This window comes from Arthrobacter humicola (genome assembly GCF_022803015.1).
Classification (GTDB): Bacteria; Actinomycetota; Actinomycetes; order Actinomycetales; family Micrococcaceae; genus Arthrobacter; species Arthrobacter humicola_A.
In genome coordinates this window covers 73,992-86,684 of sequence record NZ_JAFKON010000003.1, presented here as the reverse complement: position 1 = coordinate 86,684, position 12,693 = coordinate 73,992, and the positions used below count along the sequence as shown (strand labels likewise).

The 12,693-nt window shown below is 62.1% G+C and carries 8 protein-coding genes; 4 read left to right on the top strand and 4 right to left on the bottom strand.

Annotation, left to right across the window (positions count from 1 at the left end):
- Window positions 1-99: 99 nt before the first annotated feature.
- A complete protein-coding gene (locus tag ARTB_RS07960) occupies window positions 100-2,445 on the bottom strand; it encodes an FdhF/YdeP family oxidoreductase (protein ID WP_243178577.1) in 2,346 nt (781 codons plus the stop codon).
- A gap of 311 nt (window positions 2,446-2,756) precedes the next feature.
- Between ARTB_RS07960 and ARTB_RS07955 the strand changes: the two genes are divergently transcribed.
- Window positions 2,757-3,266: an amino-acid N-acetyltransferase gene (locus ARTB_RS07955; protein WP_243178576.1), complete on the top strand. Its 510-nt coding sequence runs from the start codon at window positions 2,757-2,759 to the stop codon at window positions 3,264-3,266.
- 251 nt (window positions 3,267-3,517) lie between these two features.
- Here the strand turns inward: ARTB_RS07955 and ARTB_RS07950 are convergent, their stop codons facing one another.
- The 3 genes from ARTB_RS07950 to ARTB_RS07940 form a co-directional block, all read right to left on the bottom strand.
- Entirely contained in the window at window positions 3,518-4,732 is a 1,215-nt protein-coding gene (locus tag ARTB_RS07950; protein ID WP_243178573.1) for a purine-cytosine permease family protein, read from the bottom strand.
- A 368-nt stretch (window positions 4,733-5,100) separates the two neighbouring features.
- A complete protein-coding gene (locus ARTB_RS07945; protein ID WP_243178566.1) occupies window positions 5,101-7,107 on the bottom strand; it encodes a hydantoinase B/oxoprolinase family protein in 2,007 nt (668 codons plus the stop codon).
- Window positions 7,104-9,164, bottom strand: a complete 2,061-nt coding sequence (locus tag ARTB_RS07940; RefSeq protein WP_243178564.1) for a hydantoinase/oxoprolinase family protein — start codon at window positions 9,162-9,164, stop codon at window positions 7,104-7,106. Before ARTB_RS07940 ends, ARTB_RS07945 begins: the two co-directional genes overlap by 4 nt.
- Window positions 9,165-9,316: 152 nt before the next feature.
- Here ARTB_RS07940 and ARTB_RS07935 point away from each other — a divergent pair, with 152 nt between their 5' ends.
- The 3 genes from ARTB_RS07935 (at window position 9,317) to ARTB_RS07925 (ending at window position 12,610) form a co-directional block, all read left to right on the top strand.
- Window positions 9,317-10,894 carry a helix-turn-helix domain-containing protein gene (locus ARTB_RS07935; RefSeq protein ID WP_243178563.1) on the top strand — a complete coding sequence of 526 codons (1,578 nt, stop codon included), beginning with the start codon at window positions 9,317-9,319 and terminating at the stop codon, window positions 10,892-10,894.
- Between the two features lie 206 nt (window positions 10,895-11,100).
- Window positions 11,101-11,856 carry a FadR/GntR family transcriptional regulator gene (locus ARTB_RS07930; protein WP_243178559.1) on the top strand — a complete coding sequence of 252 codons (756 nt, stop codon included), beginning with the start codon at window positions 11,101-11,103 and terminating at the stop codon, window positions 11,854-11,856.
- Window positions 11,846-12,610 (top strand): cache domain-containing protein, encoded by a 765-nt coding sequence (locus ARTB_RS07925; RefSeq protein WP_243178557.1) that lies wholly within the window; start codon window positions 11,846-11,848, stop codon window positions 12,608-12,610. Before ARTB_RS07930 ends, ARTB_RS07925 begins: the two co-directional genes overlap by 11 nt.
- Window positions 12,611-12,693: the final 83 nt, after the last annotated feature.

The window sequence follows — 12,693 nt, the reverse complement described above, 5'->3', positions numbered from 1 at the left end:
ACTGAAAAGTGGATCATCTTTGCCTGGCAAAAGGGAAGGACCCGTTCAGCTAGATCCTTCACCTCCATCCGTCCCCACGTCGAACTATCAACGGCAGAGTCAGGCGTGCGCGCCCGCCAGTGCCACTGCCTCGCTCGACGCGAGCGAGGCATGCGGTTCGAAGCGGACGAACATGGCTTTGAACCCGGGGGTGTTGGATTCGCGGGCCACGTTTTCTTTATGGACCAGGGCGTTGGCTTCGGGGAAGTACGCGGCGGCGCAGCCCTTGGCCGTGGGGTAGGCCACCAGGCGGAACTTGTCCGCTTTCCGGTCGTGCCCGCGGAAGGTGCTGACCACGTCCACCAGGTCGCGGTCCTTGAAACCCAGTTCCGCCAGGTCTTCGGGGTGGATCAGGATCATGCGGCGTCCGCCGGAGATCCCGCGGTACCGGTCGTCCAGGCCGTAGAACGTGGTGTTGTACTGGTCGTGGCTGCGGATGGTTTGGAGCACCAGGTGGCCGTCCGGCGGAGTCAGGTATTCCAGCGGGCTGACCGTGAAGCGTCCCCGGCCGATGTCCGTTTTGAAGGACCGGGTGTCGCGCGGCGGGTTGGGCAGCACAAAGCCGTTCCTGGTCCGGACCCGGGTGTTGAAGTCCTGGAAACCCGGGATGACGCGGGAGATGTGGTCCCGGACCACGTCATAGTCCGCAGCCATGGCCTTCCAGTTGACCGGGTGGTCCTCGCCGAAGGTGGCATCTGCCATCCGGGCGACGATTACCGGTTCGGCCAGGAGGTGCTCGGAGACCGGCCGGAGTCTGCCCCGGGTGGAGTGGACCACGGACATGGAATCCTCCACGGACAGGAACTGGGCGCCGCCCGGGTGCTTGTCATCCTTGTCCGTCCGTCCCAGCGTGGGCAGGATCAGCGAGGTGCGCCCGTGCACCACGTGGGAACGGTTCGGCTTGGTGGACACGTGCACGGTCAGGCCGATCCGCTGCATCCTCGCCTCCAGCATCTCCGTGTCGGAGCAGGCCAGCGAGAAGTTGCCGCCCATCGACACAAAGACGTCCACGTCGTCGCGTTCGAAGGCCTCCATGGCCTCCACGGCGTCAACGCCGTGGCCGCGCGGGGACTGGATTCCAAATTCCTTGTCGAGGGCCTCCAGGAGCCATTCCTTTGGCTTCTCCCAGATGCCCATGGTCCGGTCACCCTGGACGTTGGAGTGCCCGCGGACCGGGCAGGCCCCGGCCCCGGGCTTGCCGAAGTTGCCCTGCAGGAGCAGGACGTTGACCATTTCCTTGATGGTGTCCACCGAGTGCGGCTGCTGCGTCACGCCAAGGGCCCAACAGAAGATCGTGGCCTTGGACCGGATCAGCATTCCGGCGACGTCCTCGATCTGCGTCCGGGCCAGGCCGGTGGCCTTCTCGATTTCGTCCCAGTCCAGCGCCTTGCGGGCGTCGCGGTACGCGTCGAAGCCGTCCGTCTGCGCGTCGATGAAGGAGCGGTCGACGACAGTGCCGGGGTTCCGTTCCTCCTCCGCCAGGAGCAGGTGGCCGAGGGCCTGGAACAGTGCCAGGTCACCGCCCACCTTGATCTGCAGGTACTCGTCGGCCAGCGGCGTGCCGCCGCCCACCACACCCGAAACGGTCTGCGGGTCCCTGAAGTTGAACAGCCCGGCCTCGGGCAGCGGGTTCACCGCCACCACCTTGCCGCCGTTGTCCTTGCATTCCTTGAGCGCTGAGAGCATCCGGGGATGGTTGGTGCCGGGATTCTGCCCGACCACAAAAATCAGTTCCGCGTCGTGGATATCGTCCAGGGACACGGTGCCCTTGCCGATCCCGATGGTCGGATTCAGCGCCGAACCCGAGGACTCGTGGCACATGTTTGAGCAGTCCGGCAGGTTGTTGGTGCCCAGGGCCCGGGCGAACAGCTGGTACATGAACGCCGTCTCGTTGGCCGTACGCCCCGAGGTGTAAAAGACGCAGCGGTCAGGGGTTGAGGCCCGCATGTGCCCGCCGATCAGACCGAACGCGTCCGCCCAGGAAATCGGCGAATAGTGCGTTTCGCCTTCGCGGATCACCACGGGCTCACTGAGCCGGCCCTGGTTGCCCAGCCAGTACTCGGTCTTCCCCCTCAGCTCCGCGATGGAATGCTTCGCCCAGAACCCCGCCCCGACCGTGCGCAGGGTGTTCTCCTCCGCCACCGCCTTCGCGCCGTTCTCGCAGAACTCGGCCGCCTTGCGCTTCTTGTCCGATTCCGGCCACGCGCAGCCCGGACAGTCGAAGCCGCCGCGCTGGTTCAGCCGCAGCAGCGACTGGGCCGTCCGGGACACCCCGGCCTGGGCCACGGCGCGCTCCAGCGCCACCATCACCGCCTTAACCCCGGCCGCCTCGGTTTTGGGCTTGTGGACCGAGAGCTCCTCCTCGTTGATATCTGCAACGGGTGCGGGCTGCCTACCGAACATCACTGTCTACCTTTCTTTGCGCAACACCACTGAGCGGCACTGCTTTTGGTACTTCGCGACTGCCCCTTATGTGATGCGCGGGGCCGGAAAGCCTGTCGAGAAGTGAGCGAGAAGGTTCGGCGAACGTGTCTGCGCTGAGGCTGCGGACGCCCTTAACCAGCATGGTTTAGAGTTCCCTGCAGAACGGCGCGCAGCTATCCCACGATGGTAGGGATGGCACTTGAAACAAGTCACCATACAGTTCGTCAAAACATGAGCCTCTGGCTGTACAAATCGCCCGAAACAGCTCAGGCATGGCCCGTAGGATTAGCCCTGTGACTGACTCCTTCCACATCCGGCGTGCCCGCACCAGCGACGTGTCCGCCATCAAGAAGTTGGTGGCGCCCTTGGCCGAACAGCGGATTCTAATGGCGAAGGAGTCCGTGGCTTATTACGAGAGCCTGCAGGAGTTCCAGATCGCCGAGTCCAGCGATTGCGAGGTCATCGGCTGCGGCGCACTGCACGTCATGTGGGAGGACCTAGCAGAGGTCCGTACCTTGGCAGCTTCCAAAGATTGGCGCGGCAAAGGCGTGGGGCATGTGCTGCTGGAGAACCTGCTCGAAGAGGCCCGCGCATTGGGTGTGGCCCGCGTTTTCTGCCTCACCTTCGAGGTGGACTTCTTCAAGGGCCACAACTTCGAGGTTATGGCAGACCAGTCCGCTGTGGACCCGGTGGTGTACTCGGAACTCCTTCGCTCACACGACGAAGGCGTTGCGGAGTTCCTGGACCTCGCCCGCGTGAAGCCCAACACCCTAGGCAACACGCGCATGATCCGATTCCTCTAGGACCGCTCGAGGGTAACTCAAAAATCGATCCCTACTAAGGCGCCAGTTCACACATCGGGAGTCCGCTACGCGTTCTCCGTGTGGTCCTCGGTGTCTGAAGCAATTGATCCGCTCCATGTGGAAGGCGCGATGATCATATGCCCAAAGACACTCGGACCCGACAGCACCGTGGAGAAAGTCCGTAGTTTTCTCCCTGACGCGGGTCCGGCAGCGAAAACTGCCGGACCCGCCGAGTTCAAGGCCCTTCATATCTAATGTGTGAGGGCAGGATCAAGCTCTTCATCGGCCGGGTCGATGGTCTGTTCGGAACTGATCAAACGCGGCGGTGAGAGTTTGTAGGCGCCGTAGTACACGCCCGCCGCCAGGGCCATGGTGATCAGGGGAGTGAGTTGGGAAACTACCGGCCACGCCGTCTGTTCGGTGAGTGCAATTCCCACTGCTGAAGCAAACACCCAGGCTACTGCCCCGGGGCTGATTCCCTTGAGATTGGCCGGCCGGATATCGGGGACCTTATCCTGCGCTTTCCAGTTCAGGCCAATGAATACCAGTGCGATGGCCACCCAGGCGGTGACAAAGACGCCCTGCCACGCCAGCGCCTTGAGGAGGTAACTCAAAACATCCGTGAGCATGAGCAAGAAGGCCAGGGCCCCGGTCACGATGACCCAGACAAAGCGAGGCAGGTCCAGCCTGAATACCCGGCTGGCAAAGGCCGACAGATTTTCCGATGCGAGGTAGTAGTTTGCCGTGTTGATGCGCGTCTGTGAAATGAGGATGACAAGGAGGCCAACCAGTCCCAGCGATGAGATAAACGCCTGCACGACGCCTGTTTCCGAGGCTTCAATGCGCCATGCGCTCATGATGTAAATGCCAACCAGCCCGTTCAGCCCGAACGTGAATGCGTAGAAAACCCAGCCGAATGTCACGGTTCCCAGGAACTTCTCGTCCTGCTGACGTCCCATCCTGGCATAGTCGAAGGTATACATCATCATGATGTAGACGCCCATGTAGATAAGGTACGACGTCAGCCAGCCCGGCAGCGCCGACGAGACGGCGGCCTGGCCAATCCAGTCCGTAGGGACGCCCCTGATAAGGGTGGCCGCGACGACCACTGCGATCAGGCCGGCAACATAAAGCGGGAGGAGGACACCGTTGAGTTTGTCCAGCCAGTTCTGCACGCCACCCAAGGCCAGGGGAATGGCGTAGATAACCACCACGGCATACCAAATGAGGATGCTCCCACCGAAGAACTCGTGGAACGCGACGGCAATGATGGATCCTTCGAACACCGCATAGTAAATGGCCGTGGCTGCGAATATCAGAGACGCCAGCGCGGAACCGACGAGTCCGAAAAGGGTACGGGAGAAGAGGCTGACTGTGAGCCCTGTCCGCGCCGCATAGCGTGAGAGAACCTTGTTGATGGCACCGTAGGTGACAACGGTTAGCGCCATTCCGATGAGGGTGTTCACGACGCCGACTGCTCCTGCTGAAGCGACGGCGACGTATATCCAGAACATGGCGGAGAACACCGCCCACCAAGCCATCGTTAGGGACCATCTTCCGGCACGCATACTTGCTGGTAGGACATAGATTGAGTACGACAATTTCGCACCTTTCACAGCAGTTGAAGTAGCTAGGGAGGGTGAGGCTTAGCCTCGGAACGCTCGAGGAGCAGCACCTGGCTTTGGTACGCGGGGTTCGAGCCGGGGTTCGCTTCCTGCAAAAACTGGGTACTTTCCCTGCCCTGGTCACGGATCCATTGCGATTGCAGGACAACGAGGTGCCGGGCCCGCCGATGCGATCAGCGTCGGCGGGCCCGTTGTGGGTCAGAATGCGCTTAGTGCCAATGGGACGAGGAGCGCTTCTCCATGCTCTTGCGAAACTCCGAGGTGGTCTCGGGGAAAAGCTCCCCGGTGCCCCAATCCAGAATCACGCCGTGGCGGCGGATCACGTCGAGCATGTCCACCTCTCCGGCGCGGTACTTCGCAGCCACGTCGACCGGATCGGCGGTCAGCCAGCCGGGGCGGTCGGTGCGGATCTGCTGGCGCAGCTCGTTGCTGGCTGCGTGGTCGATCTCGAACTGGTCCAGTTCGCGGTCGATTTCGCGGATGATGACGCCGTAGTCCTTCGCTGCCCGTTCGATCGACACGTACTCGTCGATAACGTCTTCGAGGACTTCGTCGACGGGGCGTTCCAGGGGATCGCCGTAGCCGCCCCCACCGGCGGACGGGCGTGTGAATGAGTCGCCGGAGTGCAGCGGAACGGCTGAGAAATTGGACCCGAGGAACTTTTCCTGATCGGTGCCCTTGTTCATCCAGACACCGTGCGGGATGGATGGCAGGCCGCCTTCGATACCCCAAGTGATGGAGCGTGCACGGTCGCAACAGTAGCTCATCACGGTCTTCGTCGCGTCGACCAGAGTGCCGCCCTTTTCGATGCCGAGGCCGCCTCGGAATCTACCGGGCCCGCCGGAGTCGGTGCCGATCTGGTGAACGGTGGTCAGGACGGGTGAGAGCCGCTCCTGGCCCTCGATGGGCTGGACGGCCAAACCGGGACCGAAGACCGGAGCGGTGGCGCTGGCCCCGTCTTTGGAGGCTCGACCACCCCAGCCGCCGGCCATCCAGTCGTACCACATGAAGTAGGGGTCATCGTCGGTGCGGCCGTCGCGGCCACCCACCAGGAGGTATTCGAGGTTGAACGCACATGCCATGGCGCGCTCGGGCATGATCTGGGACCACAGCTCGAAGATTCCGTTCATCAGCTTTTCGTAGGGACCGGAGCAGAACCCGGTGACCGCGAAGGGCCACCCGGCATTGACCACGGTCCCCTCCGGCCCGATTTCCGCATCGACGGCGGCGTAGAAACCGGAATTCAGAGGAACGTCCGGGAAGAACGTCTTGGTGCCGGCGTAGATGGCAGAGTGGGTGGTGCCGTAGCCGGAGTTAAGGAAGGTTTCGACTGCGGGTGCGGAACCGGTCAGGTCGTAGTGGATGCCCTTGCCGTCCAGCGTCAGCTTGATCTTGATGGGCACCAGGCCCTCGCCCTTGCCCGGATCGAAGTCGATGTAATCGGTGGTCTCCCAAACTCCCTGCGGCAGGGATTCCAGGCGGCGCAGGACGATCCGTTCAACGTAGTCTTGGGTTTCCTGCATCGCGGCGACGACCGTCGATTTGGAGTATTTGTCCACCAGGCGGAGGACTTCACGCTCGCACACGGCAGTCGCTTCTGACTGGGCCTGGAGGTCACCCATCGCCTGGCGCGGTGCCCGAGTGTTCGACACCAGGAGCTGGGCGACGTCGTGAAGGAAGACACCCTTGCTCCAGATCCGCACGGGAGTGATCCGCAGGCCTTCGCCGAAATGTTCCTTGGCGTTGACATCGAATGAACCCGGAACGTTGCCGCCAATGTCAGCCCAGTGGCCCTTGTTCTGGGCGAAGGCGATCACCTCACCGTCGGAGAAGATCGGCCGAATGAAGCTAACGTCGTTGAAGTGTGTGCCGCCCCGGTACGGGTCGTTGATGGCGAACACGTCCCCCGGATGAATGTCTTTGCCGAATTCTTCGATGACGGCCTTGCACTGGAAGTGCAGGGTACCGACGTGGACGGCAATGTCGCCGCTGCCCTGCATGACGGTGTTTCCATTCGCGTCACAGAGAGCGGAGGAGAAGTCGCGGGAGTAAATGACGAAGGAATAGCAGGTCCGGAGAATCTGCTCGCTCATCAGGTCGACGCTGGTGACGAAGGCGTTTTTCAGCACCTCGAACGTCACGGGGTCAAGGCCTGATGCCTGCCGTGCATCGGTGTGGGCAACATGGAGATCTGGAATGGTGATCACGTCGGTCATGATTGGGCTTCCTGCTCGTCTTTGAACTCTGTGAGGTGGATCCGGATGTTGAGCCACTCGTCGATTTCGGCGGTGGTGCGCGGGGGCACGACCGTCGTGGAGTCAAGCTGGTCGACGATGGCGGGACCTTGGAACGTCGCGCCGGCACCGAGCTTGGTGCGGTCGTAGACGGGCGTATCGACCCAGCCGTCCTCACCGAAGTACACCGGCCGGACCGAATCGGGCTCGCCAGGCTCGGAGACCCATTCCGTGGCCGGAGCGAAGGAGGGCTTGGGCGTCTTGCCGACAGCGGAGAGCTGCAGCTGGTAGATTTCCACGGGCTGGTCATCCTGGCGGAATGCAAATTCGCGCTCGTGCTGCTGGTGGAAGCTCTGGATGGCTTCTTCCAGAGCACCGTCGCCGGTTCCCATATTCACGGCCAGCGAACGCCACTGTCCCTGGTAGCGCATGGAGATGATCCGCTGCAGGATCGAATTCTCCGCGGATACGCCTTCGTGGCGGAGCCGGGCGGTGGCCTCCGTTTCGAGGGCCTTGTACTTGCTCTCCAGGTCTTCCGGATCGGCGACGGCGGCAACGGCCGTGTACATCGCGGACAGATCGTGCCTGATATCCACCAGGAGGCAGCCCAGTGCGGACGTGACGCCGGGGTTGGGCGGTACGACGACGGTGGGAATGTTCAGTTCCCTGGCAACCTCTACGCCGTGCAGGGCGCCCGCGCCACCGAAGGCGAGCAGCGCGAAGTCGCGGGGGTCATAGCCGCGGCGGATGGAGATCAGGCGGACGGCGTCAGCCATGTTGGCGTTCGCGACTTGGAGGATAGCGTGGGCGGCCTCCTCTTCGCTCATGTCCAGCGGTGCAGCGATGGCACGCTTGATCACCGCCTGCGAGAGCCCGCGGTCCAGCGTCTTCGCGCCGCCGGCCAGGGTGGATCCCAGCCTGTTCAGGACCACGTTGGCGTCGCAGTTGGTCGGCTCTTCGCCGCCCATGTTGTAGCAGGCGGGTCCCGGATCGGCACCCGCGGACTGCGGGCCGTTGCGCAGCGAACCGGCAATGTCAATGTGCGCAATCGAGCCGCCGCCGGCGCCGATGGTGAGAACCTCGATGCTGGGAAAGACGATGGGGTGGCCGTATTCAACCTGCCATTCCTTGGTGATGCGGAGCTCACCGTCGGAGACCAGGGCAATATCGGTAGACGTGCCGCCCATGTCCAAGCTCACGGCGTTTTCAAAGCCACACTGCTGGGCGATGTGCTTCGCCGCGATGGCGCCGGCTGCGATTCCGGACGCTGCGAGGCGCACCGGGTAGCGTTTGACCATGCGCGGGGTCATGGAACCACCGCCGGAGTGCAAGAGCAGGAGGTCGCCGTCGTAACCGCCGGTTTTGAGCTCATCGGCGAGGCGGCTGACGTAGCCGGACACCAGGGGTCCCAGCACGGCGTTGGAGACGGCGGTGTTGAATCGGTCGTGCTCGAAGATTTCGGGCAGGATCTCGGCCGAGGTGGAGACCGTGGCTTCCGGAAGTTCCTCTTCCAGGATTTTCCGCATCCGGATTTCGTGCTCGGCGTTGGCGTAGGAGTTGATGAAGCAGACGGCGATGGTTGTGACGCCGCGCTTACGGAGCACCGCGGCCAGACGGCGGGCTTCCTCTTCGTCCAGGGGAGTGACGATGTTGCCGGCGTAGTCAATACGCTCGGTCACCTCGAACCTGTCGCGGCGGCGGATGTAGGGACCGGTTACGTCGTTGTAAGCGTCCCAAAGGTCGTCTTTCGTCCCGTCCCGGATCTCGATGACGTCCCTGAACCCCTTTGTCGTAACCATGGCTGCGGGGGGAAAGTTCCGGGTAATCAGGGCGTTCGTTGCTACCGTGGTGCCGTGTGAGAACAGCGACACGTCCGCCAGATTGATCTCGGCACGTTCCACCCCGCTCAATATCGCCAGCATGGGGTCAGCGGGTGTCGATGGGACCTTGGTGACACGCATGCGTTGTGTTTCTTCATCGAAAATGCAGACGTCAGTAAATGTGCCTCCGACGTCGACGGCGACTCTGAGATTGGACATCTATTTTCCTCCAGGGCTGATTGGGTACCAACAACCATCCGCTGTGATGTGAGTCTCTGTCACTGGCGAAACTAAAATAACGGGGAGAGACCGTTGTGAGATTTACAATCAGCTTCCACTCGGCCTCCCGTCCCTTTCAGCCAGGAGGCCAGATGCCCGACAAGCCCCCCGTCACTCTTCATGATGTGGTATCAGAAGCTCCCTTAGGCTTGGCCCCGGTAGTTCCGGGCAACCCGGCCGCAGTCATAACGGGAGCCCACACAAGCGACATCCACAATCCGGCGGCCTGGCTGGAGCCGAACACTGTTCTGCTGACCACCGGGTTGAGGTTTGTGAACGCCGAACGGGACGAACTGCTGGCCGTGAGACTCGTAGAGGATCTAAGGAAAGCCCGGGTGGCAGCTGTATTTTTCGGCATCGGGGTCTACTTTGACCAAGTGCCCGCCAAGCTGGTTTCGGCCTGCAAACAAGCCGGTTTCCCGTTGTATACCGTGGCGCCCGATGTGCCCTTCCACCGCATCGAGAACTTCATCAACAAGTCGCAGGCATCTCCTGACGCCTACCTGCAAAAGCGAGCACTGTGGCTAAGCAATGACCTGCTGCAGAGCATTTCTGCTGAGGATCCGGTCAAAGCCCTCATCGTCAGACTCGCCACAGCATGCCGGGGCACAGCGGTGCTTTACGAAGATTCTGGACGAATCGTCGAATCCTCCGGTGACGGCCCGACTCACTTGATCTGGAAAGAGTTGCGCAACCGCAAAAACGAGTCCGATCCCATAGTGATAGGCCAGTGGGAAGTCATGGCCCGGCCACTGGTGCTTCGAGGCGATGGCTTCACCCTGGCCGTGGCCAGTAGAAACCACCGCGTACTGAAGGACCTCGGAGACGTCCTGCTGGAAACGACACAACGGCTCCTGGCCGCAATATATGGGATCGCTCAGTTCTCAGATTCAAGAGAACGACACGAAAACACGCAGTTGCTCACCATGCTGCAAGACGGCGTTCCGGTGTCCCGCGAGTTCAGGCACTGGGAACGGATGCGCACATTCCGGTTCATACCCTATGCACCGATACGCGCAGTGGTCGCTGCAAATCTCGCCCAGCAGCCATTGGACCCTTCCTTTTCCGAACGACTTTTAAGAGGAGCCGAAACCAGCGGTCTGGGGCTCTTGCTGGCAGAGAACGGGCGAACACCCGAAAACCCGCCAGGCTTTCATGCGCTGGTCTCGGACTCATCAGCCCTGGACGCCTGGCTGGAGTTGACGGACAGGTCCGTTTTCGTCGGCCTGTCTGAACCCTATTCCGATCTTGCAAAGACCCCCGAAGCTTTCCGAGAAGCAGAAGCAGCAGCAGGAATTGCCCGCCGGCAAATCCAGGCCGCAACGACCACCGCCTCCGGAGCATATCGGGGGATCGTCCGGCTGGATGAAGTGGACCCGTCAACATGGCTCCTTGCACGTCGGCAGTCTCCACAGGATAAGGACAAGCTAAACAGGTTTGTTGAAGCCCTCAACGTCGACAGCGAACTGAAACAGACGGTCATCTGGTACCTGGTGAACGACTTGGACGTCGCGAAGGTTGCCAGTGTGTTGTTCGTCCACCCGAACACTGTCCGCTACCGTTTGAAGAAGGTTGAAAACTTGGTAGGCGGGTCGCTCTCGAGCCCGCGGATAATTGCCAACCTTTACCTCGCCTTTCATGATGAAATAGTTCCTTTGACCGAGCCATGAAGGGATCGAGGGATAATTAGAAACAGCCAGTAGGGCCCAGTACGGTTGCTGGGCCCCACGTTCAACGGCTCGGCCAAGCCGGCAGCTGGTGCCGCCGGCGCCGCAGGATGTTGCGCTAAGACCCGAAGTGAAAGATACAGTGGCGCTATGGATGACCGGCCACACCTTTGCGCGCAGATCCCACTACCAACCCGCGGGACCGGACTGTGAGTTCAGAATTGGCACCGCAGCCATCCTCCCGGGGAGCTCGGGCGGCCGTTTTTGCCCAGCTGTCCGGTGCTGGCCGTTCGGAGCAAGTCGCCCAGCGGCTCATCGATGCGATCCTCCTCGGTGTCCTCACACCGGGGGACCGGTTGCCCAGTGAAGCCGAACTGGCACAGCGGTTCGGTGTAGCCCTGGTGACGGCCCGCGAAGCACTAAGCGCCATGCGGGACGCCGGACTGGTGGAAACCCGACGCGGCCGCGAAGGCGGCAGCTTCGTCCTTCCTGTATCCCGGGCGCCGGAAGCACTGCTCTGGGCCCGACTGCGCGGCCTGGCCCGGGTCGATATTGAAGACAGCGCCGTCTACTTCGGGGTGCTCAGCGCCGGCTGTACCGAACGGGCCGCGGAGTTGGCATCGGACGAGGAGGCTGCCCGTCTGAGGTTATGGCTGGACAATGCCGACTTTGCCCAGGTGAGCGACGCTGCCCGGAACGCAGGTGGTTTCTACCTGGAAATCGCCGTCATCAGCCAGTCGCCGCGCCTTGTCCGTGAACAGATCCGCCTCCAGGCCGAATTTGGTTCCCTGCTGTGGCTCGGCGTGGCCGACGAAAATCTGCGCCGGAACATTTACGGGCAAAACGTGAAGATCGCGGAGGCGATTTCCGCCCATGACCCAGAGCAGGCCCGCGCGCTGGTGCGGGGTCAGCTGAGCGAACTGTCGAGTTGGTTGTTGGCAGCAAAAGAAAGAATTGAGCAATGAGAGCATGGCCATGCGCATAAGGGACAACGTGCCGGACGCTGAACGCGGGAGGGAATGCTCGGCCGCCATCGGTGCTCTTTTCACCGGCGTCTTCACCATGTTGGACAGCTGGCGCACAGCGGTGGAGAAGGCGGGGGCAGACAACGCCACCACCCGGATCGACTCGCTGGTGTACTCCCTGGTGGAGCCAGAGCTGACCGTGGCTGACCCCCTCGTGATCGGAGCAGGCTTCATCGCAGCTCCGGAAACAGCCCTCAGTCAGGCGCTGCATTTCGCTTGGTGGCTTGGCCCGCTGTCGGACAATCCCCTGCTGGGCACCACCACGAAGCCCAGCAGGCTGGACCTGGCGTCGCGCGAATACGCGGAGTACCTGCGGGACTTCAGGGCCTTTGAGTGGTATCAGGTCCCCGAAACCACAAGGGCCGGCCACATCACCGGCCCGTACGTAGACCATCTGTGCACCTGCGACTACATCCTGACCCTCACCGTGCCTGTGGGCGTCGGCGGGTCCATGCGCGGAGTCGTGGGGGCGGATATTCTAGTAAGGCGGTTGGAGCCTGAAGTGCTGCCGTTGCTGCGGGCCACGGAGTCGGCGATCGCACTGGTCAGCAGTAGCGGGCGGGTCATTTTATCTGTTTCGCCGACCCTGCGGGTCGGCTCCATCGTCTCCGAAGCCAGCGCCGCCAGCCGCGGATGGGACGCCGTCCCGTGCCCTGGCACACAGCTAAAACTTCTCATGGGAGAAACCATCTAAATTAAACATCCCATTCCAGATGAATTAGGTGTAGTCTCACTTAGGCGCTGTGAACCGCGTCACAGACCGGGCTTAAGCCCGTT